Source organism: Candidatus Nanosalina sp. VS9-1, assembly GCF_047555085.1.
GTDB lineage: Archaea > Nanohalarchaeota > Nanosalinia > Nanosalinales > Nanosalinaceae > Nanosalina.
Genome location: NZ_CP180230.1, coordinates 393,236 through 417,184 on the forward strand (window position 1 = coordinate 393,236; position 23,949 = coordinate 417,184).

A 23,949-nucleotide genomic window follows, 5' to 3' on the forward strand; every position below is an offset into this window, starting at 1 on the left:
ATTTACACCTTGACTTTCTTCTTCAAAGCTGACTCGTGACTTTTCTCTATACTTCCTTTCCTGTTCTCACCTGTCGCAAACTCCATCAGGGAACGATTCTTCTCCTTCAACTCTATGATCTCCTCTTCCTCAAGATGATCCTCCAGAACCTGCAAAAAGTCAAGCAAGGCCTTGTTGTACTCCTGAGGCTTCTCAAAGAAACAGAAAGTTCCTGCATTCTCAAGCACGCTTATAGAAATATTAGGCCTCAACTCTTCAGCGAAGCTTCTGCTGGAGAAACGATCCTGTTCAGCGTGGATTGCCAGAGAGGTCTTTTCAGGCCTTGAAACACGGTAGTTATCAAGGAAAGTCCTGAAATCATCAAGATCAGGCTTCTCAAAAGTATCGATAAACTCTCGTACAACACCGTATTCGGTTCTATCCGAGAAAAACATTTTTTTGGCGATCTTTGGAATACTGCCGATGCGGAAAAGCATGTTGATCAGTTTCTTCTGAGGAATCTTCGTGAAACGTCTTCTAGGACCTGTCAAAACAGTCGAAACAACATTTTCGTGATCCTCGAACTCCTGCATGAGACTGTTGCCAAACACGTGAGATACAAGAACAACGTTCTCGAACTCTTCCTGCTCCAGTATACTTTCAAGGGCCTCTTTCTCTCCCTCATAGTCCCTGAAACTTACTGTAGGCCTGAAACTGGCTGTCCTGAAACTTTTCGAGAAGTAGCGCAGCTGCTGCCTCCAGATATCCGGATTCAGGCCTCCGGGCACAAATACTAGCTGTATCCTCGAATCCGTATCGGATTCGAAGTAGTGCATGTTCTCGCTGCCTACCCTGCTTAGAGAAAACTTCACGGTATTCACTATCTTCACCTCAAAACCTTTTATCCATTAACCCGTCTATAAACTATAATAACCCCCTTGTCGCCATGAAACTTTCCAAGACCTTGGCTGAAGAAATAATCTGGCTGGCTGCAGAAGTCGTAGCCTTCTACATAGCAACACGTGTAAACCAGCTTACAGGCCTCTCAACAGCATTAATGACGTTTATAGCAGGTTCATGGCTTTTCTACAATCTTTCATCTTACGAAAGAATCTGGAACTCGATAGCCATGTTACAGGATCCGGCGAAAGCATTCCTGCTTTACTCTTCCGCAGCGACAGTATTCTTCGCATTGAAGTCCTATCCCTTCCAGAAACTTGTGATTGTTGCACTTGCCGCAGGATTCATAGGCTCCGCACTGGGAATATTTTTCCAGACCTACTGGAACATCGGAGGATAACACAGTTTTAACTTTCACCAATCAATTCCACAATCATGTTTGACAGGATAAAGGAGTCGGTACAGAAGTTCTCATCACGCGGCGTCGCAGATAAAGAAGCCGTAGAAGAACTCGTAAAAGATATCCAGAGAGACCTGATGAGAGCAGACGTCGACGTCGAACTCGTATCAGAACTCAGCTCCGACATACGGGAAGAAGCACTGAAAGAAGAAGTACCACAAGGCCTGTCAAGAAAAGAACACGTACTGAAAATAGTATACGACAGACTCGAAAAACTACTTGGAGAAGAAGCAGAAATCGACGAAGGCCCGCAGAAAATACTTCTATGCGGCCTCTACGGAGCAGGAAAAACAACTACAGCCGGAAAACTCGCCGACTTCTACAGGAAAAAAGAACAGAAAGTAGGAGTCATAGCAGCAGATACAGACAGGCCCGCAGCCTTTGAACAACTACAGCAGGTAGCAGAAGACGCCAACGCAGAATTCTACGGACGAAAAGAAGCCGAAGATCCGGCGAAAGTCGTCGAAGAAGGAATGGAGGAACTCGACACCGATGTCACAATCGTCGACTCAGCCGGTAGAAACTCCCTTAACGACGAATTAAGGGAGGAACTGGAGGAGATCACAGACGTCTTCCAGCCGGACAAAAAATACCTTGTAATACCAGCGGATATCGGCCAATCAGCTCGAGAACAGACAGAGATGTTCGACTCCGCCGTAGGCCTGACAGGAGTCATCGTCACGAAGATGGATTCGTCGGCTAAAGGAGGAGGAGCGCTCGTCGCATGTGCAAATTCAGAGGCCAGTGTGAAATTCATCGGAACCGGTGAAACACTTCCGGATCTGGAAGTCTACGATCCTGTCGACTTCGTATCCGACATGATGGGGCAGCCGGATCTCGAAAGTCTTCTTGAAAAGATACAGGAGCTGGACACCGATCCAGAGGCCATACTGGAGGGAGACTTCACGCTACACGACTTCAAGGAGCAGATGGAGTCCGTCACAGGATCAGGCCTCATGGAGGAGATGATGCAACAGCTACCTTTCTCCAAAGACAAGCTTCCAAGCAACATGGCCGATATGACGGAGGGAAAGATCCAGAACTACTCGATCATCATGGACTCGATGACGGATGAAGAGATGAAAGATCCATCCATGATCAAGGCCTCTCGCCGGGAAAGGATTGCAGCAGGATCAGGGACACAGCCAGGCGACGTCAAGGAACTAATCGATCACTACAGACAGGCCAAGAACATGGTGGACAAGTTCGACAAAGGCTCCATGCAGAGAGGCAACATGAAACAGATGATGAGCAAGATGGGCCTGTAAAAATTATTTATTACTCAAAGTTTTTCTTTAGAAAATTTTCTAGAGGCCTCGAGCCTCTCTTTCCTGACAGATCTTCTGAATCTCTTCATCGCTGTGAAGATTTCTATCCTTCAGGTTTTCTATCTTCTCCTGTTTCTCTTTAAACTCCTCCTCGACTTCGCTGTCTGTAAGAATTATCCTCGAGTAAGCAACTTCAGAAGTCACCTGTAAAGTTTCAAGAAACTGCTTCCAGTGGTTCGGTACAGGATACTTGACACGCTGCAGTATACGTGTAACTGCAAGTACGCCCAAGAGAGAATGCCGGTACACAAGGCCTCCTACACGATTAGCCTTTATCCGTTCACCAAGTTCCAATTTTTATCCACTGCTTGCACCAAGTATTTTTCTCCCCTGAATCCCCCGAAAACTTCCCTGTAACCAATACAGTACTTTCCCCTAAATAAAAAACGTTCGCAAAGAAACGAACAAACTATGATAGCCATAATCTCGGACTCACACATCCCAAAAAGAGCGGAAAAGATACCAGAAGAATTCCACGAAAAACTTGAACAGGCCTCAAAGACAGTACACTGCGGAGACTTCGAAACACAGGAAAAATACGAAAAATTAAAGGAAAAATACGATGTAATCGGAGTAAAAGGCAACTGCGACTTCTTCGACTTAGAGGCCTCACAGAAATTCTCAGTCAACGGAGTAAAATTCGGAGCATATCACGGCGCCGGAATCACGCCAAGAGGCCATCATCCGACACTCGTACAGACAGCAGAAACTTTAGACGTCGACGTACTTTTCCACGGGCACACACATCAACAGGAAATCGCCGAACACGAAGGAAAAATTTTACTGAATCCCGGCAGCTGTACAGGAGTAGGCGGAGGCTCCTCAAGAGAGAAAAATCCTTCAATGATGACAGTAAAGGCCTCTGAAAAAGGCCTGGAAGTGAAAATTTTCGAGAAAGATCGTAAAAGTGGTGAAATAGAGGTTTCTGAGGAAACTGTTATCGATCTGAATTGATTTTTATTTACAGATAACGAAGTTGATTACAGGTGTTAGATCATCACTATTGTAGGACACTGGCCTCTAGATGAAAGTTCCGGGAATACGGCAGTCGATTATTCCGTGAACAGTAATGATGGGACAATCAACGATGGTGGTGACTCGACAGTTCCAGGAGCCTCTGGAATACTTGGGGAAAAGGCCTACAGCTTTGATGGTTCCAATGACTACGTTGGTATTGGAGCGAAAGATAGTCTTGATTTCGGGAACGGCTCTATGTCGATAGTTGCATGGTTCAGAACTCCAAGCAACACTCAACAGGGCAAGATTGTGAATAGAGGCCAGTCAGGAGCTTTTCCAAGTTCTTCTGGCTATTCGTTGCGTTTCTACGATAAATTCGGAGTCGCATTTACTGACGGAACTAATAATTCAAATGTGTATGTTTCCAGTGCTGGCGACGTAACTGAAAACGAATGGCATCTCGGCGTAGGAATTCTGGACAGGAACGCACAGCAGACAAGACTTTTCCTTGATTCCCAGCTTATAGGGACATCAGATGCATCATCCCTCGGAAGCATTTCAAATCCGGATGCAACAGCGGACATAGCTGTACTGAATAGAGGAAGTTACGGCGACAAATCCGAATTCTTCAACGGAAAAATCCAGGAAGCAAGACTGTACAATCACGCTCTCACGCCCCAGGAAGTCCAGTATCTTTACAGCGTCGGAAGTAGAGGCCTGCATGTCTCCAGTGAAAGAACTCTGTAAAAAAGTTTCGTGAGATTATCTGTCAACAGTCAGTAAAGGCCTTGAAGTAAGAAAAATTCTCGGGAGAAAAATTGTATCAACTTGCTGACCAGTTTTAAAGAACAAAGCCACAATATAATCTTATAGAGGCCTATTCATGGTTTTGAAAAGTTATTATCCACTCAATGAGAGTTCCGGGAGTACGGCATACGATCATTCCGGAAATGAAAATCATGGTGCGATAAATGCAGGGGCGCTTGGACAGCCGAGTGTTGCAGGTTCTACAGGTTTGAAATGTACTTCATCTTTAGAGTACGTGGCACTGCCCTGGTATTTTGATAGCGTCCGATCTCATTCTCTAACTGTTAATCTATGGTTTAAGAGGACCAGTACTACGACAAGCCAGAGGCGGAGGATCGTTTCTCACGACGCCAGCGAATACTACAGAATGGCTGTAGATAATGGCGATATTGAATGGTACGGCAGGGAGAGCAGTTCAACCGGTCAGAGGATTTACTCTCCAAACTCTGTCCCCGTAGACGAATGGGTGATGTGGACGGGTATAATCGACTCAGATAAAGGCGAGTTACGACTTTACAAAAACGGCGAACAGGTATCCTCAACAAGTGGCTCCTATAGCACATGGGGCAGCGGCATCACACGTTACGGCTTTCTGATGGACGGCAGTGAAGCAACTAACTTTAACGGATCCAGAAACGGTGACTATGCACGTGGCGTACTCTCAGAAGTAAGATACTATTATCGCCCCCTTACTACTTCAGAAATACAGTATCTTTACAGCGTTTCTCAGAGAGGCCTCCAAACTACTTCAAAGAAGTCCTCATGAACATGTCCTAATATTCTCCAAGTTCTCGCAAGACACTCCGGAAATAAGATTTTTGGATGGATTGGTATAAAGAGGGAATTTTCGGCGAAAAAAAGTAAAAATTTCCTCCTATACAATTATTCTTGTGACCAAACAAGAGAAGGGAGACTTAAAACGTATAGAAAATAATCTCACAGAGAATTTGAAGTATATCGAAAGGAAGAAGGATAATGGTTATCAGGACATATTTTTGAAATCTAAGTTAGATAGTCCCAGAGGTGATTATGGTCACGTAGAGATTTCTAAAAGTTCTGAAGGAGAGATAGAATTTGATGAACTCCATGTAGATCGTTATGAAGGCGAAAATAAATCCAAAGAGGTAATCTCGGATTTTACTGTTGCAATTGTTCCAGATGGTTGTCAGCTTACTGTTGAAGATAGTGCAGGCAGCATAATTGATTCTATAGCTGAAATTCCTAAACAAAAAGATGTGGAAAAAATTATATTGAAGGATAATGCTGTGGCATCAAAAGGTGGAGACTTAGCTGTATTTTTCCCTAAGTGATTCCCTTTCTCCATAAAAGAATTCTTGAGTAAGGCCTTTTCATGGATCTTCCAACTGTGAAGGAGAAAAGAGATAGTTTAATTGAAAACGAGGAGTTGTGTGATCACTGTCTTGGGCGTCAGTTCGCTAAGCTAGGGCATGGACTTGAGAATTATGAGAGAGGCCTTGTTGCCCGTGAAATTGATGATTTAACTGAGGATAGTTTTGTAGAGAGTAATGTTCCGGAAGAGGCCTCTGAGAAGCACAGGTGTGGATGCGAGTTCTGTGGTATTGTTTTTGATGAACTGGATCACTGGACTCAGTTAGTGATTGATTCTTTTGACCGGTATGAGTTGGAGACTTTTCTTGTCGGTATCAGGCCTCCTGAGGAAGTCGTTGCCAGTGAGGAAGAGTTGTGGAGTGAGTATGGTACGGAGTGGACTGAGCCGATCAAGACGGAACTTTCCCGTTTAATCGGAAAAAGAATTGAAGATAGGATGGATATAGTCGTTGACTTTGAACGAGCGGATATCATGGCTGTCGTGGATATGCGTGACGGGAAGGATCGTGTCGAGTTACAGGTAAATTCCGTTCTTATCTACGGCCAGTACAACAAGTATAGCCGGGAGATTCCGCAGACTGAGTGGCACTGCAGGAAGTGCAGAGGCAGTGGATGCGATGAGTGTGACTGGACCGGCAAGCAGTATCCGACAAGTGTACAGGAGGAGATCCAGGAGCCTTTTATCCGGGAGTCGAAGGCTATAGAGGCCAAGTTCCACGGTGGTGGACGTGAAGATGTCGATGCGAAATGCTTCGGGAAAAGAGAGTTCGTCCTGGAGTTGATCGAGCCTTTGAATCGTGACCTGGATTTAGAGGCCTTGAAGAAGGAGGTAAATGAAGGTACGGATAAAGTTGAGATTTTCAACGTGGAGTTTACTCACAAGGATAAGGCTGCTGATATCAAGCAGAAACACGCTGACAAAGAGTATCGTGCGCAGGTTGAGACTGAGGACGAAGTTTCTGAAGAGGCCTTGGAGAATATTTCAGAAGTAGTTGGCGTGATTGAGCAGGATACGCCGGAGAGAGTCGAACACAGAAGGGCGGACAAGACTCGGAAAAGAGAAGTTTACGAGGTTTCCTGGGAAGTTACAGGCCCGAAAAGTTTCGAGTTGACTGTCAAGGCTGAGGCCGGGACGTATATCAAGGAACTGATTCACGGCGATGAAGGACGGACGCAGCCGAATATCTCGGATTTGATCGGTACTCAGGCGGAGTGTACTCAGCTGGATGTCACATGGGTTGAGAAGTAGATCAGAGGCCTCTACTCGTTCGTATCGTCGCCGGGACTAGGGCATAGTTAAAAAGATTTATCAACGATTTTAGTTCTATAACGAGGTAAAACTAATATGGCACAGAAATCTCAGGGTTCCCAGCAGGGCGCAAGGAAGACACTGAAAAGAGATCGAAGACAGACGACTACTGTAAATGATAAGTTGAAGGAGTTTGAAGAAGGTGAGAAAGCTCTTGTGAAAGTTGATTCTTCAGTTCAGGAGTCCAGGCCTCACATGAGGTTCCACGGCAGAACAGGAGAAGTTGTAGGCAAGAGAGGACAGAGCTACGAAGTTGAGATCAAGGACGGTGGAAAGACGAAAACTCTTTTCCTTCATCCGGCGCATCTTCAGGAGATCGAGGGGTGAATAGGTAATGGAAATCAAAGATGAGGAGTTTGTCTATCCTGCAGAGGCCAAGGAGGCTCTTGAAGGGACTGATGAAGAAGAGAGATCTCACGAGCAGAAGATCGCTCTTGAGAACTTGACAAGACATCTGAAGATTTCCGATACCGGGACTCTTGAAGAGCTTCATGATGAGCTTTCTGAGATAGAGGCCTTGAAGGACAAGCATATCTACAAGCTTCTGGAGGTTGTCCCTCAGCATGAATCAACTGTAAGGGCGATTTTCTCCAAGGAGCGTGTCCGACTTGATGATGAGGATGTCGAGAAGATTCTCGATATCTGTAGCTCCGTGGATGTAGAGGAGTAGGTTTTTAACTTCTCAGCAACGATTCTTACTATACGACGAGGCTGCTATACCGCAGCATTTTCCCAAAAAATAAGGTGAATACAAGAAATGGCTGATAAAGACGAACACGTACTGGTACTGGATTTCCTCGAGCACGGTCATCCTAACGACAGGGATGACAGAGTTGCACAGGGAATAGGAAAAGATAATTACACGCTTCTAGAAGTAGTTATGAGAGAGGATGAGAGGCCTAAAGGAGGCGAAGAACTTTACATTGGAGAAGGAGACAGGCCTAGAGTAGAGTTCATCAAGAGAAGAATCGACTACGACGACTTGACAGGAAGCGCACAGAGCGAACTGAAGTATGTGCTTCAGGAGCTTATCAGCGATAAAGAAGACGAGTTCGTGGAATTCTTCAATGAGGCGACTCCTGTAACACCGAGAAGACATGCTTTTGAGCTTCTTCCGGGTATTGGAACGAAGCACATGAGAGCTTTGCTGGATGAGAGGGAGAAAAATGATTTCGAGAGCTTTGAAGATATAAAGGAGAGAGTTCCGTCAATCCCTGATCCTGAGAAGACGATTAGAGATAGAGTAAGGAATGAGTTAAAGGGGGAGACGAAGAACAAGCTCTTCGTCCACTAAAAATCTTTCATTTTCTTGTAGATTTTCTCTGTGATTGAATTGGATACTACTGAAAGACTTCAGGAGCTTGGGATCAAGCCTGTGGGCGGCCAGCACTTCCTTGATTCGGAGATAGGCCTTGAAACTTTTCTGGAGCAGCTTGATACAGCAGGAAAGACTGTACTGGAGATTGGTGCAGGAACAGGAAATATCACTGAAAGGATTGAAGCGGAGAAAATCTTTGCCGTTGAGAAAGATACTGTTCTTGCGGAAGGCCTGGAAGAAGAGCTGGACTGCGAGGTAATCAACGAGGACTTTCTGGAGATGGAAATTCCAGACGGCGTCGAGTATCTTACAGGAAATCTTCCGTTTGAGATAAGCTCCGATATACTTGAGAAGGCAGGCAAGGCCCAGCTGCCGTCAGTTTTCATCGTACAGGAGGAATTCGCTGATAAAGTAGTGGCCTCTCCAGGAGATCCTGACTACAATTTTTTCTCTTTCAAGATCAACTATTATTTCGTACCTGTCAAGGCAGGAGTTATAGCATCAGGGAATTATTATCCGGAGCCAGAGGTATCGACAGCGATCCTGAAGCTTTTCCCGAACAAGGAAAGACACGGAGTAGAAGACGATGAGGCCTTACTGGATTTCGCAAAAGCATTGTACACTCACAAGGGCAAAAAGCTCAGAAACGCTTTCGTTGATGCAAGGCACATGCTGGATATTTCAAAGGATGATGCCAAAGACTTGAGGGATAAGCTTCCGAATTCTGAAAAACGTGTAAACGAACTGGAGGTCTTTGAGATGGCAGAGGCTCTTGAAGAGTTCAGAAGTAAAAATAATTAAGTAGGCCTCCAAAAATAGTATCCTATGAAGAAGCTTCTTGTCGTACTCATGTTCGCTGTAGCGGCTTTTTCCGCACCTGCAGCTGCAGAGGAAACTATAAATCTCAACGTAAACTTTGATTTCTCCGGAATATTCGGAGGAGACGATAAAGCAAACGATCAAGAGAAAGAGAACAATACCTACGGCGAGAGAGTAGGCGGACAGTCAGTCCATACAGAGACAGAGCCCAGCACCGCAGAAGTCGGGAAAAACAACGATGACTTCCAGATAACTGAAGACACCAGTGAGAAGAAAGGCTTCTTGGAGAAAATTTTTGGGCCTCTAGGCCTCTTCTAGAAAATTTTTATCCTGGAAACTCAGAGATTGTTAGCCTCCACGAAAATTTTTCTGCAGGTTATTTATTTTTCAAGGTTTGAGTTTCGTTATGCCGAAGTGGATTTTTGTCACGGGAGGAGTTCTTTCAGGCCTGGGAAAAGGCCTTGTCTCAGCAAGTGTTTCAAAACTTTTACAGCTAAGAGGCCAGGAGATCACGCCGGTAAAATGTGACGGGTATCTCAACGTTGATCCCGGCACGATGAATCCTCATGAACACGGAGAGGTTTTCGTCCTCGAGGACGGCACAGAGGTCGATATGGATTTTGGACACTATGAAAGATTTCTCGGTATAGAGGCCTCCGGTGACTGGAACTTGACATCTGGAAAGATTTTTCAGGAAGTTATAGAGAAAGAGAGGCGTGGAGAGTATCTCGGCAAGACTGTGCAGATGGTGCCTCACGTCACTGACAATATAAAGAAACATTTCAGGGAAAGTGCTGAGGAAAGCGATGCCGATGTTGTTATAGTTGAAGTAGGAGGTACTGTCGGCGATATGGAGAATCAGTTCTATCTGGAAGCTGTAAGACAGATGAGAAACGATCTTCCGGACTCTGAAACTTTCCTGATACATACTACGCTCGTGCCGTATCTTGAGACTGTTGGAGAGCAGAAGACAAAGCCGACACAGCACTCCGTAAAGGAATTGAGGGAGCTAGGCCTTGCTCCGGATATGGTTGTCGGAAGAAGCGAAGACGAGCTTGTTGAGACATCCAGAGAGAAAATTTCTCTTTTCTGCGATGTTCCGGAAGAAGCTGTTATATCCGATCCAAATCTGGAGACAGTCTACCAGCTGCCGCTTGTATTCGATGAACAGAACGTTGATTCGTTTATAGCCGATAGACTGGATCTCCCTGAGAGAAGTAGAGGCCTCCAGGAATGGAATGAGAAAGTAAAGAATCTGGAAAAAGATACTGTGGCAAGGATCGCTCTATGCGGGAAGTATACGGAGATGGATGATTCCTATGCCTCTATAGAGGAAGCCCTTAAGCATTCAGCTGTCGAGCTCGGAGGCTCCGTCGAGATTGAACAGATTGATACCGAAGAGTTCTCGCCAGAACTTCTGGAAGGATTCGACGGCGTTATAATCCCTGGAGGATTCGGTGCACGAGGTGTAGAGGGCAAGATAGATGCGATAAACTACTGTCGTACAAACAACGTGCCGATACTTGGCATATGTTATGGCCTCCAGTTGATGACTGTAGAATACGCAAGGAACGTTTTAGGCCTTGATGCAGCGTCCGAAGAGTTCGATGAAGATGCCGAAGATCTCGTTGTCAAGGAGATGACGGACCAGAAGCATATAGAGAAGAAAGGAGGAACTATGCGTCTCGGAGCATACAGTGCAGAAGTCGAAGGCCTTGTAAAAGAAATTTATGGAGAAGAAAAAATCTCTGAGAGGCACAGGCATCGTTTCGAGGTGAATCCGGAGTATGAGGAGCAGCTTGAGCAGGAAGGCCTGAAAATTTCCGGGAGAAATCCAAAGCTAGGCCTTGCAGAGTTCATAGAGCTGCCGGATCACAGATTTTTTGTCGGCACTCAGGCCCATCCGGAGTTCACATCCAGCTTTGAAAATCCGAATCCTCTGTATCTTGAGTTCCTGAGATCCTGTGCATGAGTGTATATCGTCCTGGCCGGGACTCTTATCTTCTGGCCTCTGTCATCGAAGAGAAGAATCTTGAAGGCCTGAACTGTCTGGAGATAGGTACAGGATCCGGCTTTCTGGCGGAGAAAATGCTGGAACAGGGCGCTCAAAAAGTTGTGGCTGTGGATATAAATCCTGAAGCCGTGGAAGAGGCCTCCCGACGTCTTTCAGAGTATGATAATGCAGAGATTTTTTCCAGCGATATGTTTGATGAAGTAAGCGGTGTCTTCGATATTATACTGTTTAATCCGCCTTATCTTCCGGATGAGGAATCTGAAATCGGTGATGAGGAGATCTGGGCAGGCGGTGAGAAAGGTGTAGAAGTGACGGAAAAATTTGTCAGCCAGGCCTCTGATTATCTCACAGAGAATGGAGAGGCCTTTTTCGTGGCCAGTTCTCTGGCAGATATTGAATCTTTCGGTGATTTTGAGGTTGTTTCCTCGGAGAAGTTGTGGTTTGAGGAGCTTTACGTCATGAAATTCGAGTAATTTTTTTTAACGTAGCAGCCTCTACTTTATTGTATGTGTAAATTTTTGGAAAAAGTGACTTTGATTTCGCTGTTTTTCGTTGTACTGGTTTCATCTTCAGTTGCAGTGTTTTCTATCGAAACCACAGATGGAGAGTTCGATTACAATGATGTTTCTCCTGATTCACAGTCTGTACAGGTTGTAAGGCTTGTTGACGGAACTGATGAGCCTGTTAATCAGTCCAGACTGGATAACAATACTGCGTTAAGCTTCAGGTACAGTTACAACGGAACTTTCTATGACATGGAGCATCTTACCGATGGTTTCTACTTCGCAGAGGTTCCGACTAATTCTACAGGACGGCATGTTTACTATGAGCTTGTTGATAACTCTCCGACTACAGGAGGAACTGTTAACGCTTCGGAGGAGCTTGAAGCCGGTGATCTTGATGTAGATGTTAACAGCAGTTTCTCTGGAACTTTTGAGGCCGGTGAGGAAGTTGAACTTCGTGTTGAAGTGGAAAATCTTGGCCAGTACTACGCTGTTGACTCTGATGGATCTGGTGGAGTGACTGATGGAGATGTCTTCGTCATAGATTCTGGTGGAGATGGAACTTTTTCCGCAGAGGAGGATGATCTTGTTGCAGGAAAGAGGCCTGATAACGCGGTTTCTCTGACGTCTGGTAATCCGTGGAACGGTGTTTCACATCCTGTTTCCCTGAATGATTCCACTTCCGGGAACAGCTGGGATGACAGTAATGATATAATTGTAGTTGACAGGCACAGCGGCGGAACAGTATCGGTAGAGGCCGACGAAGTAATAAACTCTGGAGATGATTCGGCTGTGGATACTGTTGCGGGACAGGAATTGAGGCCTATGGATGAGATAAGGGACTCTGTGTATTTTGTTTCCGACAGCGGAGATATCAGTCAGGGCGATGAAGTTGTATATGATAACGATACTGATGGGATCTATACTTCAAGGCCTGATGAAGTTATAGTCGGCAACGAGCCTGTTGAAGGGAATCAGATCACTTCCTCGAACTCTGCTCCGAGTCAGATGGAGTTGAGTTCCTATGATTCGAACAACGGGAATGACTGGGCTGCTGGAGAAGATCTTATCGCAAGAGATTTCGACGATGATGGCCAGTACACTGCCAGAGCTGATGATATTATGGCAGGAGATGAGCCTCCTGAGGGAGCTAATCTTCAGACAGGATCTGTGGAGGCCTGGGAGGACGGTAATACTGCTGTCCCTAATCCGGGGGATGTAGAGGCCTACGATAATACTTCCGGTGATGACTGGAATCCTTCTGTTGATGCTATCTGGCTTGAGACAAGCAGTGATAATAATGGTTTTACGCAGGGAGAGGATGTTGCTCTGGCTGGAAATCCGACTGATGGTCTGGTGGCAACTGAGCCGGTGAATCAGTTTAATCAGTGGACTTCTGTTTCCGCTTACCGTGGAAGCGATGGCGATCAGTTTGACATCGATCAGGACGGTATTATCCGTGATTACAGAGGCGGAGGTACTTACTCTGAGCAGTCTGATACCATAGTCACAGGCTCCATACCTCAGAATTTCCAGGAGGGAACGTCTTATACTACTACACAGGGATTTGATGATGACTGGACTCTTGATGTTATCAATCCTTTCGAGCAGGGAGCATGGGACTCAAATCAGGATACTATCCTTTTCGACTTCAATGATGGAGGTACTTACTCCGAGAGATCGGATCAGATCATCAATCACGGTGGTTCGAACGATGCCAGCGGCGGAGAGGAGCTTCACAGGCTGAACTCTGTCTCGCAGCAGGATATCATGTGGGCAGATCTCAACGGGAACGGCAGATACGATGCCGGAGATGAAATATTCAGAGATCTTGATGGAGATGGACAGTACACCAACCAGTCAGACATACATCTTGCAGGTACTTCTCCAAGCACGGCAGGAGCTGGAACAGGCCTTCAGACATCGAATCCATGGGGAGAAGATGATATGCCTGTACTTTTCCGTAATATGAATTCTGATGGAGAAACATGGAATGGATCACAAGACAGCATAATCCATGACTTGGATTCCGACGGCGCTTTCACTTCTCAACAGGATACTATCGTTGAGGGAGAGGCCTCTGAAGTTTCAGCAGGCCAGCAGCTGATTTCTACGGATAGAGATGACTTTGCAAGTCCTGATGTGACTGTATACATAACGAATGGAAACTTTTCCACGGGAATATTTGAACTGGGCAGGGAGCCTGACGGCGACTTTGTTAACACGATCGAGATTCCGGAGTACTACGGTGCCAACATGGTGACCCAGTTCAAGGCGGAAACTCCTAGAGGAGGCCTAGTTGGATCAGAGTCACGTGTTATAGAGACAAGGAAACGTGGCATAGGATTTGAGGCCCAGTCCGATCTTGATTTCCGTGCAAGGAGGGCAGGAATCTATACTGAGAATATCACTCTTGAGAATATACTTGATACGGAAAACGAGATACATGTGGAGGCCTCTGAAAGCCTTGAAGATATAGTGGAGTTCGAGGATGAGACTGTAACTATAGATCCTGGAGCTGAAGAAAATGTCTCAGTTGACTTCAATGTTACGCCTGCAGGGGATTACAGCGGAGATATAATTTTCACAGAGAACTCTACAGGAGAGACTGATGACACAGAAGTGGATATTGAAGGCCCGACGTGCATCGAAAGAACTGAGACTTTCTGTTCATCACAGTCAGGCTGGATGAATGTTACTATGGAGGAGAGAGGTAATACTACCAAAGAGTTTACTCTTGACAGCATCTGGAGAGAAGATGAGGCCGTTGCAGTCCAGATAGCTGTGGAGGGGGATATCCGCCAGTATCTTTCTCTTTCACACACAGATATAGAGCTTGAAGATACACAGACAGTGACTGTAGAGTACAGTGCACAGGATCCTGGAGTATACACCGGGAATATAGAAATATCTTCTGGAGGAGAATCACTGTCGATACCGGTAGGCCTCAATTCAAGTGTCAAGCAGCTTGAGACAGGTATGGACGCAAGTCCTGTCGAATTTGACTTCGGTGCAGTTCCTGAAGGAAACGATGTTTCCGACAGAATAACTTTGGAGAACACCGGAACACTTGAACTCAGCGACTTCAACATTTCATCTCAGGACTACAGCCTCAACGCTGACTCGATAGAAAGTATAGCGCCGGGAGAATCAACTCAGACAGACTTCACAATCGAGGAGCCGCAGGATCAGCAGGGCCAGTTCACAATAGAGGCCTCCAGTGAGCAACAGAATGTATCACAGATATTCACTGTTTCCATGAGTCTTGTAACTCCGGTAGAAGACATGAAACAGGAGATAAGAGATAGAGTAAGCGATCTGAGAAGAAGAGCTAACTCCACACAGGTGCAGAACAATCTTGTCGAAGTTGAATCAGATATCAGCAGTATACAGACTTCATGGGATAGAGGGGATTACAGTACGGCTCAGGAAACTTATCAGGCCTCTATCTCAGAGCTTAACAGCATAGAGACTACGGTACAGGCCAATAATCAGGATACTGGTGGAAGTGGGCCTTCACAGCCAACTGATCCATCAGGCTCTGATTCATCTGAATCCGGTGGAGCAGGATTCCTGATATTTGCGTTTGTGCTGTTGCTTCTTCTGGGAGCAGGATTTGTAGTGTACACAAGTTACTATCCTGAGGAAGGAGATCCACTGTACGAGGTTCTTGGTGATAAAGAATGAATATATCGTCTTTACTTAACTCTCTTTCAGAGATGAATACAGCGGTTCTTTTGCTGGCACTGGTCGTACTTTTCGTTGTAGCATTCAAGGTGATGGAGATGGTGATGCAGACAGTTCTGGTGACAGCTCTTTCCGGAGCATTCTACTTCGCCCTATCATACTTCCTTTCATCAGTGACTTTCTCACTCAACAGCTTGCTGTTCTTTGCCTTCATAGGAGGAACACTGTACACAGCCTACAATTTGCTGACCAAGTCCTACAAGGTGGCGACTCTACTTCTGAAGATTCCTCTGAAACTAATCGGTATCGCAAGAGGAATGATCAAAAGTCTGATCAGCAGAAGGAAGAAAGACAGCAAGAAGGAAGAAAAGGATTAATTTTTATCCGGTGAAAGTTGCTCCACCGGCCTCAAGCCTGTCAACCAGGCCTTCCATCCGCACCTGGTTCTCTCCAGGAAGGATAGTGATTTTGCCGTTGAAAGAGTTGATCTTCAGAGGAGAATTCTCCTGACTTATCTCTGTACCGGATTCAGAACTCATATCGATGTTCGCGTTCTCCAGAGAAATCTTCGATCTCTTCAGTTCATCAAGAATAATCCGTGATGCATTGGTGTTGTAGTTGACATCCATCTTCTCCACAAGAGTAACTCCGCTGGAACTGAATCCTGTGCTCTGACCTCGAAGGCCTGTAGTATTATCTTTTCTAAGTACTACATCACCGGTGAAGTTGCTGAAGCTTAATCTTCCATCAGACTCTATCACACGCGACTTTGACTCAAGACGCTCAAAGGCCTCGATTTCAAGTATAGCATTATCAGCTGTCAAAGTTGTTTCATCTGAATTAAGATTCACAGTAACTTCCACACTGTTAGTTGGTTCAGGCCTGTCAGTAAGCTCTCCTACAATATTATCGATGTCCAGAGGTATGTCGCCCAGACTTCCATCAAGGAAGTCTCCAGGCGAAAAGTTCTGGAAATCCTCCACTGATCCGCTTCCTGAAACTGTTAAAGCTGCGATAGAAGCAAATACTGCCGCCAGAATCTTCGGGTCCATAGCAGGCATACTCATATTTTACAAGTCTGCTGATTTAAAACCAGTACGTGAGATCCGCAGTAATAGTTGAACCGGAGATACCTGAAAACACGGGATTTATAGCAAGACTTTGCGCCAACTTTGGCTTCCAGCTAAGAGTAGTGAACCCGGAATTCAACCTTGAAGAAGCCAGAAAAACAGCATCAAAGGCCCAGGACAAACTCAGGAACGCAAAAATCTACGATACTGTGGAGGAAGCAGTTGATGATCTCAACTTCGTTGTAGGGACAAAACCCGGGAAAGGAACATCTCTGGAGAACTTCCAGCCACGTGAAGACACCTCTATAATGATAGGAAGAGAAAGCTCAGGCCTCTCCAATAAAGAACTTGAGCTCTGCGATGCAGTAATACATGTAGAAACAGGAGAATACAGCTCCATAAATCAGAGTCACGCCGCCGCCATAATCATGCATTCGTTCAGCGTTGGAGCCAAAAAGGCCTCGAATAAATCAGGAGACAATCAAGTTCTGGAAAAATTCATCCAAATACCGCTTCTCAGAAAACTGTTAAAACAGGCCAATCCAAGTCAGGACGAATTAAACAGTTTAATAGGCCAAATGAAGGAAGAAGGATACTTCGATTAGGCCTCTAGATTTTCATGTTACTTCAGTACTTGAGATTTCGTCGAGTTTAAAAAAGTGGATTACTATCGATAGTGTATGATTCCAGGCCTTTTCGGTGGTGGAGAAAGCAACTTTTTCATGATAATTCAAACCGTAATAACACTGCTGTTTTTCGTGATGATATTTTTCTTCCCGAGAATCATGCTGTGGCAGATAGACAGAAAGATGCGTTCTGTGCTTGACAGCCTGGATGAGTACCGGGTTTCCGCCGAGAACATGTTCCTTGAAAAATTCGCTTCCGATATGTCTGCAGGAGTTGAGAGCAAGTACGAGTCTCTCAAGAACATCAAGATGTCTCAGCCTACCAATCTTGATCCTGCAGGTATGGTAGGAAGACTTGAGCACGTTCTTGATACTTCGGAAGACAAGTTCAAGCGTTTTGTGGAAGGCAACGCAGATACAGAGGACAGTGAAGAACTTGCAGATCTCAACATGGCTTTCAAGGGAGTCATGGGGACGCACCAGATCTACAAAGTTGTCAGACATTTCAGAAAGCTGATCAAAGGCACTCAAAACATTCAGCTTATCGGAATGATCCGTATGATGCTTCCTCTCTACGAGGAGCTTGCTGAAAGCCAGAAAGATGCAACAAGAGCTTTCCTTGATCAGGCGCCGATTGGCGATGCTATAGGCCCTCTTGTGGCTGCAAAGATGATTACAGAGGAGCCTGAAGAAGTTGCAGATAACATTATGCACAGTGAAGAGGAGATCAACGATCAGACTGTACACGTTTTGAAGTCTGATGGGCCTGGAGCCAGGCTAGGGAAGTATGGAGATGCTATCGACACTCTGGCGGAGGAAAACGATCTTGAAGCAATAGTTACAGTCGATGCAGCTCTAAAGTTTGAAGGAGAAGAGACCGGAAGCGTCGCTGAAGGAGTCGGCGTCATGATGGGAGGCCCAGGAGTAGAAAAGTCAAAGATCGAGGAAGCGGCCACTGAACATGAAATCCCGCTTGAAGGAGTAGTCATTAAACAGAGTGCGCCAGAGGCCTCCAAGGCGATGAAGAAAGAGATCTTCGATGCCTACAAAGACGCCAAAGACAAAGCTGAAGAGCTTGCTTCAGAGTTTGACGGCGAAGTAGCTGTAGTCGGTGTTGGAAACACCTGTGGAGTCGGAAATGTTAAAGACGACACCAGAGGCATCCATAATCGCCTCAGAAAGTACTGGAAGGAGTACGAGGAAGAAGAGGAAGAAGTCAGCTACATGGGAATGATGAGCATTCTTCCTGGAGCAGATCAGGCCTCTATGAAGGAAGCAAGGAACTCCCTGATATGGAGGACTATCAGGTAAAGGCCTAAAAATAAAAGGCAGTGAAACAAAGTCTGGCTTAGTAAATCATGAAAGGCCTCAAATTTCTTCCTATTTTAATTTCTGTATTTCTACTTGTTGGAGTCTCTTCAGCTAATCACATGGACAGAGATGTTTCTGTGATTATAGAAAATAGTAATGGTGATACGCTTAATGCGGAGGATACATCGAGGTTTGTTATAGATTATGGGCAGAATTCTCCTCAGCCTTTCAGGGTTGCTATACTTTGTGAGGGGTCTGACTGTCCTTATGGTCCTGCGGACTCAGGTGTTTTGAGAGCACCTCTATTTCTGGAACTATGTGGAAAGACTATAGATGCTACAAATAATTACTATGGCTCTGATACGGACTTCTGGACTGATAAACAGAGAGTTCCAACAGGATCTACTTTCGGGCCTAATGCTTTGAAGTGTACTCCAGGGATCAAAGATGCTGATATTGTAGATCAAGATGGTCATGTTGTGAAGAATATTAATACTGATTTCATAGTTGATTACAGGACCAGTGGTCCTCAGCTGGGTGTATCTATAGATATAGAGAATCTGGGGAATAAGATTAGCCGCTTTAAGATAGAGAACACCGGAGATGGAACCAGTCCTGGGTATGTTAGAGTAGGCCAGTCTGGGTTATGTGTAAGAGACTGTGGGGATTTCGAACCAGCTAGTACCAATACTATAATGTCGTATGAGAACACAGGTACTGGGTACGTTAACAGTGTCAATGAATTTATCAGTACAGATTACGGTAACTGTGGTTTTGGAGCAACACTGTGTCAGGTCGCTAATCAGGATTTTGGAGAGCTAGAAAGTTCGTGTGGCGGCGACTGTCCTATAGGGCATGTTGATCAGGGAAGTAATGCAGATTACATTCCAAGGGGGGAAGTAATAGCTGGGCAGGCTTTTTCTACTGATGAGGAGTGGCCTGTAGGCAACATAAATAATCCTTATTTTCATGTGTGTGATAGTTCTCTAGAAGGCTACAAGGAAATGGATGGGAAGACGGTGTACAGTCCCGGAAGTAATTTTGGGACGAATTACTTCGAATGCCGGGATTATCAGTGGATTCCAAGGCAGCAATGCGACCCTGGCTTTAAATGGGCGGAAGTCGACGGTGAATGGATGTGTGATGAGAAAGAACCTTCAAGAATAAACGTCGATTTTCTGAATATACAGAATCTTCCATACAGCGAAGTTGAAAGCGGTTATACTACTGGCTTCAGAATACTAAGTAGTGAAGCTGAAAAATTTGAGAACGTGTATGATGCTGAGTTACAGGAAGTTAATGCGGAGTGCTGGATGGGACAGAATGATCAGAGGCCTTCTGACAGCAGTAAGAAAGGAGTGGTAACTGTAGATGTTGATGAATTCCGAACAGCTTTCGGTTTAAGCAACATATGGGTTTTAACAGATATTCCAAGTCGAACAGGTGTGGATAATGAAACTTATTCATGTGTGTGGGGGTTCGCAGGTTACGGCCAACATAACCAGTACATCTATCAAGGAGTAAATGACTATTTTTTGGAAGCTATGGATGAAGAGGCTATATCCTATTTTGATTACTCTCAGATTCAGGGAATATACCAGAGAAATCAGGATGCCTACAGTAATTCGTTAAGCTGGGATTACTATGTATCTCTCGATGAGAGGGGTTACACAGCCTTTGGAGGACCTTCACCTTTCAATTCCCCTAATGAGGAGTATCCTTACTGTCCGCCAGACAATCCGCTGTATCCGGATGCAGATATACAGTGCGACTGAACTTTATTCTGAAGGCCTATTTCCAGGCATATGATAGAATTCTGGCTCTTCAAGCGTTCCATCAATTTTCAGAGGCTGGTCGTACCCACGTATTGGATCGCCTCTAAAGTCTTCTCCAAGCTCGTTCTCAAATATCTGGTAGACTGCTCTTCCAAGCTGTCTGTAATTCCTCAGATCCTCTTCGTCCATACCATCTGCTAACTCATCTGCAGACTCCACAAAACTGTCTGTAAGAGTAACATCATACCCTTCATTACTGTTAGCCATGAACTGGCTCAAGTTGTTATGTCCGTCATCAATTAGATCAAGTGCAGCACCGACAAAAGCTCTGGCAGTATCACCATCATCTAAGACACCATTTGACTCCATTTCAAGGCCTTTATTCAGCTCAAGGCCTGTGACATAATGTTCTGGGAACTGTGTGTCGCCATTACGCATAGTAATTGTTTCTTTGTCCAAAGATGTTGTGTAGGCACTGTCCTCAGGATCTCTGATTGCATGGAAAAAATACTTCTGAGGACTTGCATCTGTGTTTTCAACATATTTCGTCTCTAACTCGCCGTCCTGAGAATAAGTTAATAGGCTGACTCCGTGTGTAATACCTCTTATTCCCGCTTCAGATCCGTCAGGCCTCTCACGAATAGATCCTTCAACTATTCCTTCAATGGCGGATGGCTGAGGTTCTGAGGCTCTAACTGTAAACATGTTAAACTCTCCGAAGTCAAGACCTATTTCCTGAGCAACGTACTCTGCAACGTTCGGGACCACCATGTTCTTACCTCCACTGGTGTTTATGCCTGTTGCCGTATCAACGGCATGGACAAGAGATCTGGCAAATCTTACAGAGTCTTCTACATCTTCCTGCAAAAGGCCTCTAACTCTATCGCTTTCTACAGATCCAGGATTTGTGTATATTTCCTGTGTTCTGTTAACAATGTCGTCTACAGTTCCTTCAACTTCTTGATGCTGGGGCAACCTCTCCAGTTCTCCTGATAGAAATCCACGGGCAACTTCAACATCGTCTCTCCTCATTTCATCCCACTCTTCCTCGCTAACTCCATTTTCAATTACTTGGAACTCCGAGGCCTCTTCAGGGTCAACATTAGAATCAGGGATATCTCCAAGAGCTCCGGTCTTGTCCTGAAAAGCGTACTGGAACTCCTGATCAATAGGATCGACATCTTTGGATTCGCTGCCTTCAAGAAGGCCAGCACATCCAGATAAAGAGGTTGCGCCTGCAGCGCCTACAGCGGCTTTCATGAAGTCGCGGCGGTTTGTTCCCAGATCAAACACCTTGTTGTTATTATAGAGTAACAAGTTTATATGTGTTTTGGTTTTCTTCTGTAACGGTCGGTCGATTTTTATTTACAGCAAAGAAACATGTTATTCATGTATAGGCATCTGGCTCCTGTTGCTTTAATCGCAGGCCTACTTCTTTTCTCAGTATCGGTTCAGGCCTATGGAGGAGATGGAACAGTTGATGTTTCCGGAAAGCCAGCGCCTACTACGGGTGTATGTAACGATGATCAAGACAACGATGACGATAATCTTATAGATAGGACTGACACAGGATGTACGAAAGTGTACCAGTATGACAGATCCGAGTATGATATGAGGGATTCGGATCTAACATATCAACTCTACGGTGGAGAAGGCCCTGATACTACGGATCTTTCTGTATCTTATCCAGGATTTGTTGAGAGAAGTTTAGGCCTTAGAATAGAGGACTGTGATCCTGAAAGCGGTTACTGTTCGTACAATGAGGTTGTAGGCAACGATCCTTTGGTTGTGGAGCGGTGGATAGATAGCTTTGGATATCCACAATGGGCGGGAGGAGAACTGAAGAGTACCGGAGTTCAGAAGTATGATGCTTCTATTACTGATTATGTAGATCGTGAGGATGCTGAAAGAGATATGTCGGGTAGAGCAGCTGTTAATAATCCTTTACAGGGAGCCATATTCAGCAATCCGGAAGTCGAGACATGTGGTAATGGGGACAGAAACATGAATGAGGGGAAGAACGTAGGATGTCCTGAAGACTGGGGCTTCCTCGATGATCTAACTGTTGATGGAGAGACAAGGACTGCACAGCAATCCTCTAATGATATCACGGATGAGCTAAAAGACTCGTTTACTGTGGATGTCGGTATAAATCATGGTGCTCCGGTTGAGCAGTCTGATCCTCCAACTTATGAGATGGATCTTCTGGGGCTTGAAGCTGGAGGAGAAGATACTATAAATATACAGTCTCCAGAGGGAAGGCCTAGAACTGAAGAGCTCTACGAACACGATGGTATTAGTGCAGCACCTGATTTCTTCGCCGATGGAAGGGAGATAAAAGTCGTTTACCCGTATGCTTCAGAGACGACGTATACCCAGGTCTCTGACGTTGATCTAGTGGAGTCAAGTATAACGCATTATACTCAGACCGGCTTCCGTGTTCCAACTTCATGTGATTTCGGAGGTACTGATGGAACCAATGTTAGCTGCCAGTCAACCGGTAACTCTTACTGTTTGACCAGTGATGTAGTGACTAACAGTGTAAGAAATTATTCGATTGCAAGCGATACCAGAGAAGTCCAGATTCCTACAAAGGCATACCGTACAGAGGCAACGGATGATCCTCTAAACAATCCCGGATATGTTGAAGATATTACTGACAGAGGCTTTACTGTAAATGTTGAACGGGATATAGAAACAGGTTGGGGAACGCACCCTGCAAATAACTGTCCTACAACTACCGATGAAATGGAGTGTGATTTCGAAGAAGGAGATTCCGATCCATGCTCACCTTCAGATTATGAATACATATGGACAGACAGCGCTCCGGATTATGATGGAGACGGTGAAGGAGGAGATTCTTACACTAGCACAGTAACACATGATACAGATATAGTATATGAAGACATTGAGTTCCGTGAAAAAGCAGTGTTCAGTACTGTTTACGAGGACAATCAAAATCTGCCTTCGGAGGCCTCTTCCAAGGAAGCTTTATTCAATGGCCATTATAATCTTGACAATATAGTTTATAATGGACCTTACTATTCTCCTGAAACCAATTATCTAAACGATGACTTTGCTAACAGTCCTGCGGTCTCTTCTTCAAGTTTTGAGGTAACTGTCCAGGATGGAACATTCCATTCCAAGCGTGACTATTACGGAGTGTTTGATGTAGATGGAACAAATGGATTCGGCGACTCTTTCATTGCTGTAAAGGAAGGAAGCAAAACTCAGAGCATTCCGGCATTTAACAAAGAGACAGCTATCGTAAGTCCTTCAGGAGAAAAAGTCGGGAACGATGAAGGGTTCATGGAGGCCCAAGAGACTAATTTTGTGGATGTAAGCGAGTATTCTCCTCCAGGCCAGTGTCCTGACGGGATAATCTTCTGCGTTGCAGCTGTCGATCTATCTGTGAAAGAATGGAGCGACTGGGATAGCCCAACACAGCCAGAATCCGAGTTTGAAACAATAGATACTATACATGTAAACGAGTCATTTGGCGCTTGCCGCAAGTATCAGGAGCTAATAGGCGGCGCCCACCAATCAATATTAAGATGCCAGTATGATTACGGGGAAGACTTCCCTAACGAGCCCGTTCCATTCCACAAGCCAAATGTAGTTGGAGGTGATGGCTCATAAACTTCGATAAAGGCCTCAAAATCCTGATTCTGGCTTTAGTATTCATTACGGCAGTCCAGTTCGGTGCTTCCCAAGGAGCAGTCTTAGACACCAGAGA

Annotated in this window: 24 protein-coding genes; 20 read left to right on the forward strand and 4 right to left on the reverse strand. The window is 45.2% G+C overall.

Annotated features, from left to right (window positions below; genetic code table 11):
• Positions 1–2 precede the first annotated feature (2 nt).
• Positions 3–860, reverse strand: coding sequence for an alpha/beta fold hydrolase (locus ACK3SF_RS02380; protein WP_414838224.1), 858 nt, complete (start codon positions 858–860; stop codon positions 3–5).
• Positions 861–925: 65 nt separating this feature from the next.
• Here ACK3SF_RS02380 and ACK3SF_RS02385 point away from each other — a divergent pair, with 65 nt between their 5' ends.
• Both ACK3SF_RS02385 and ACK3SF_RS02390 read left to right on the forward strand, forming a co-directional pair.
• Positions 926–1,279 carry a hypothetical protein gene (locus ACK3SF_RS02385; protein ID WP_414838225.1) on the forward strand — a complete coding sequence of 118 codons (354 nt, stop codon included), beginning with the start codon at positions 926–928 and terminating at the stop codon, positions 1,277–1,279.
• A 35-nt stretch (positions 1,280–1,314) separates the two neighbouring features.
• Positions 1,315–2,607 carry a signal recognition particle receptor subunit alpha gene (locus tag ACK3SF_RS02390; RefSeq protein ID WP_414838226.1) on the forward strand — a complete coding sequence of 431 codons (1,293 nt, stop codon included), beginning with the start codon at positions 1,315–1,317 and terminating at the stop codon, positions 2,605–2,607.
• A gap of 39 nt (positions 2,608–2,646) precedes the next feature.
• Here ACK3SF_RS02390 and ACK3SF_RS02395 read toward each other — a convergent pair whose 3' ends face one another.
• Positions 2,647–2,961 carry a hypothetical protein gene (locus tag ACK3SF_RS02395; protein WP_414838227.1) on the reverse strand — a complete coding sequence of 105 codons (315 nt, stop codon included), beginning with the start codon at positions 2,959–2,961 and terminating at the stop codon, positions 2,647–2,649.
• A gap of 117 nt (positions 2,962–3,078) precedes the next feature.
• Between ACK3SF_RS02395 and ACK3SF_RS02400 the strand changes: the two genes are divergently transcribed.
• The 14 genes from ACK3SF_RS02400 (at position 3,079) to ACK3SF_RS02465 (ending at position 15,808) form a co-directional block, all read left to right on the forward strand.
• Positions 3,079–3,621, forward strand: a complete 543-nt coding sequence (locus ACK3SF_RS02400; RefSeq protein ID WP_414838228.1) for a YfcE family phosphodiesterase — start codon at positions 3,079–3,081, stop codon at positions 3,619–3,621.
• A gap of 105 nt (positions 3,622–3,726) precedes the next feature.
• Positions 3,727–4,371: a LamG domain-containing protein gene (locus tag ACK3SF_RS02405; RefSeq protein WP_414838229.1), complete on the forward strand. Its 645-nt coding sequence runs from the start codon at positions 3,727–3,729 to the stop codon at positions 4,369–4,371.
• Between the two features lie 136 nt (positions 4,372–4,507).
• Positions 4,508–5,197, forward strand: a complete 690-nt coding sequence (locus ACK3SF_RS02410) for a LamG domain-containing protein (RefSeq protein WP_414838230.1) — start codon at positions 4,508–4,510, stop codon at positions 5,195–5,197.
• A gap of 124 nt (positions 5,198–5,321) precedes the next feature.
• Positions 5,322–5,741, forward strand: a complete 420-nt coding sequence (locus ACK3SF_RS02415; RefSeq protein ID WP_414838231.1) for a hypothetical protein — start codon at positions 5,322–5,324, stop codon at positions 5,739–5,741.
• A gap of 41 nt (positions 5,742–5,782) precedes the next feature.
• Positions 5,783–7,030 carry a tRNA pseudouridine(54/55) synthase Pus10 gene (locus tag ACK3SF_RS02420; protein ID WP_414838232.1) on the forward strand — a complete coding sequence of 416 codons (1,248 nt, stop codon included), beginning with the start codon at positions 5,783–5,785 and terminating at the stop codon, positions 7,028–7,030.
• Positions 7,031–7,126: 96 nt separating this feature from the next.
• Positions 7,127–7,417 carry a 50S ribosomal protein L21e gene (locus ACK3SF_RS02425; protein WP_414838233.1) on the forward strand — a complete coding sequence of 97 codons (291 nt, stop codon included), beginning with the start codon at positions 7,127–7,129 and terminating at the stop codon, positions 7,415–7,417.
• Between the two features lie 7 nt (positions 7,418–7,424).
• Positions 7,425–7,760, forward strand: a complete 336-nt coding sequence (locus ACK3SF_RS02430) for a hypothetical protein (protein WP_414838234.1) — start codon at positions 7,425–7,427, stop codon at positions 7,758–7,760.
• An 87-nt stretch (positions 7,761–7,847) separates the two neighbouring features.
• Positions 7,848–8,384 (forward strand): DUF655 domain-containing protein, encoded by a 537-nt coding sequence (locus ACK3SF_RS02435; RefSeq protein ID WP_414838235.1) that lies wholly within the window; start codon positions 7,848–7,850, stop codon positions 8,382–8,384.
• 30 nt (positions 8,385–8,414) lie between these two features.
• Positions 8,415–9,209: an rRNA adenine N-6-methyltransferase family protein gene (locus ACK3SF_RS02440; RefSeq protein WP_414838236.1), complete on the forward strand. Its 795-nt coding sequence runs from the start codon at positions 8,415–8,417 to the stop codon at positions 9,207–9,209.
• A gap of 24 nt (positions 9,210–9,233) precedes the next feature.
• Positions 9,234–9,545 carry a hypothetical protein gene (locus tag ACK3SF_RS02445; RefSeq protein ID WP_414838237.1) on the forward strand — a complete coding sequence of 104 codons (312 nt, stop codon included), beginning with the start codon at positions 9,234–9,236 and terminating at the stop codon, positions 9,543–9,545.
• 88 nt (positions 9,546–9,633) lie between these two features.
• Positions 9,634–11,199 (forward strand): CTP synthase, encoded by a 1,566-nt coding sequence (locus ACK3SF_RS02450; protein WP_414838238.1) that lies wholly within the window; start codon positions 9,634–9,636, stop codon positions 11,197–11,199.
• Positions 11,196–11,714, forward strand: coding sequence for a HemK2/MTQ2 family protein methyltransferase (locus ACK3SF_RS02455; protein ID WP_414838239.1), 519 nt, complete (start codon positions 11,196–11,198; stop codon positions 11,712–11,714). The genes ACK3SF_RS02450 and ACK3SF_RS02455 overlap by 4 nt, the downstream gene beginning before the upstream one ends.
• Before the next feature lie 33 nt (positions 11,715–11,747).
• Positions 11,748–15,431 carry a hypothetical protein gene (locus ACK3SF_RS02460; RefSeq protein ID WP_414838240.1) on the forward strand — a complete coding sequence of 1,228 codons (3,684 nt, stop codon included), beginning with the start codon at positions 11,748–11,750 and terminating at the stop codon, positions 15,429–15,431.
• Positions 15,428–15,808 (forward strand): hypothetical protein, encoded by a 381-nt coding sequence (locus tag ACK3SF_RS02465; protein WP_414838241.1) that lies wholly within the window; start codon positions 15,428–15,430, stop codon positions 15,806–15,808. The genes ACK3SF_RS02460 and ACK3SF_RS02465 overlap by 4 nt, the downstream gene beginning before the upstream one ends.
• 3 nt (positions 15,809–15,811) lie before the next feature.
• On the opposite strand, the gene ACK3SF_RS02470 is transcribed toward ACK3SF_RS02465, so the two are convergent.
• A complete protein-coding gene (locus ACK3SF_RS02470; protein WP_414838242.1) occupies positions 15,812–16,492 on the reverse strand; it encodes a hypothetical protein in 681 nt (226 codons plus the stop codon).
• A gap of 38 nt (positions 16,493–16,530) precedes the next feature.
• On the opposite strand from ACK3SF_RS02470, the gene ACK3SF_RS02475 reads away from it, so the two are divergent.
• The 3 genes from ACK3SF_RS02475 to ACK3SF_RS02485 all read left to right on the forward strand — a co-directional run bounded on the left by ACK3SF_RS02475 (position 16,531) and on the right by ACK3SF_RS02485 (position 20,213).
• Positions 16,531–17,106 (forward strand): RNA methyltransferase, encoded by a 576-nt coding sequence (locus ACK3SF_RS02475; protein WP_414838243.1) that lies wholly within the window; start codon positions 16,531–16,533, stop codon positions 17,104–17,106.
• 75 nt (positions 17,107–17,181) lie between these two features.
• The gene (locus tag ACK3SF_RS02480; protein ID WP_414838244.1) at positions 17,182–18,438 is read left to right on the forward strand and encodes a DUF1512 family protein; all 1,257 of its coding nucleotides are present in this window, start codon (positions 17,182–17,184) and stop codon (positions 18,436–18,438) included.
• 137 nt (positions 18,439–18,575) lie between these two features.
• Entirely contained in the window at positions 18,576–20,213 is a 1,638-nt protein-coding gene (locus ACK3SF_RS02485; RefSeq protein WP_414838245.1) for a hypothetical protein, read from the forward strand.
• A 3-nt stretch (positions 20,214–20,216) separates the two neighbouring features.
• Here ACK3SF_RS02485 and ACK3SF_RS02490 read toward each other — a convergent pair whose 3' ends face one another.
• Positions 20,217–21,473, reverse strand: a complete 1,257-nt coding sequence (locus tag ACK3SF_RS02490; protein ID WP_414838246.1) for a hypothetical protein — start codon at positions 21,471–21,473, stop codon at positions 20,217–20,219.
• A 129-nt stretch (positions 21,474–21,602) separates the two neighbouring features.
• Between ACK3SF_RS02490 and ACK3SF_RS02495 the strand changes: the two genes are divergently transcribed.
• Positions 21,603–23,852 (forward strand): hypothetical protein, encoded by a 2,250-nt coding sequence (locus tag ACK3SF_RS02495; RefSeq protein ID WP_414838247.1) that lies wholly within the window; start codon positions 21,603–21,605, stop codon positions 23,850–23,852.
• Positions 23,853–23,949: the final 97 nt, after the last annotated feature.

Coding starts and splice junctions, on each gene's coding strand:
- ACK3SF_RS02465 (WP_414838241.1), top strand. CDS start 15,428: ATGAATATATCGTCTTTACTTAACTCTCTTTCAGAGATGAATACAGCG.
- ACK3SF_RS02430 (WP_414838234.1), top strand. CDS start 7,425: ATGGAAATCAAAGATGAGGAGTTTGTCTATCCTGCAGAGGCCAAGGAG.
- ACK3SF_RS02490 (WP_414838246.1), bottom strand. CDS start 21,473: ATGAAAGCCGCTGTAGGCGCTGCAGGCGCAACCTCTTTATCTGGATGT.
- ACK3SF_RS02445 (WP_414838237.1), top strand. CDS start 9,234: ATGAAGAAGCTTCTTGTCGTACTCATGTTCGCTGTAGCGGCTTTTTCC.
- ACK3SF_RS02390 (WP_414838226.1), top strand. CDS start 1,315: ATGTTTGACAGGATAAAGGAGTCGGTACAGAAGTTCTCATCACGCGGC.
- ACK3SF_RS02410 (WP_414838230.1), top strand. CDS start 4,508: ATGGTTTTGAAAAGTTATTATCCACTCAATGAGAGTTCCGGGAGTACG.
- ACK3SF_RS02420 (WP_414838232.1), top strand. CDS start 5,783: ATGGATCTTCCAACTGTGAAGGAGAAAAGAGATAGTTTAATTGAAAAC.
- ACK3SF_RS02495 (WP_414838247.1), top strand. CDS start 21,603: ATGTATAGGCATCTGGCTCCTGTTGCTTTAATCGCAGGCCTACTTCTT.
- ACK3SF_RS02455 (WP_414838239.1), top strand. CDS start 11,196: ATGAGTGTATATCGTCCTGGCCGGGACTCTTATCTTCTGGCCTCTGTC.
- ACK3SF_RS02480 (WP_414838244.1), top strand. CDS start 17,182: ATGATTCCAGGCCTTTTCGGTGGTGGAGAAAGCAACTTTTTCATGATA.
- ACK3SF_RS02435 (WP_414838235.1), top strand. CDS start 7,848: ATGGCTGATAAAGACGAACACGTACTGGTACTGGATTTCCTCGAGCAC.
- ACK3SF_RS02400 (WP_414838228.1), top strand. CDS start 3,079: ATGATAGCCATAATCTCGGACTCACACATCCCAAAAAGAGCGGAAAAG.
- ACK3SF_RS02460 (WP_414838240.1), top strand. CDS start 11,748: ATGTGTAAATTTTTGGAAAAAGTGACTTTGATTTCGCTGTTTTTCGTT.
- ACK3SF_RS02385 (WP_414838225.1), top strand. CDS start 926: ATGAAACTTTCCAAGACCTTGGCTGAAGAAATAATCTGGCTGGCTGCA.
- ACK3SF_RS02470 (WP_414838242.1), bottom strand. CDS start 16,492: ATGCCTGCTATGGACCCGAAGATTCTGGCGGCAGTATTTGCTTCTATC.
- ACK3SF_RS02450 (WP_414838238.1), top strand. CDS start 9,634: ATGCCGAAGTGGATTTTTGTCACGGGAGGAGTTCTTTCAGGCCTGGGA.
- ACK3SF_RS02425 (WP_414838233.1), top strand. CDS start 7,127: ATGGCACAGAAATCTCAGGGTTCCCAGCAGGGCGCAAGGAAGACACTG.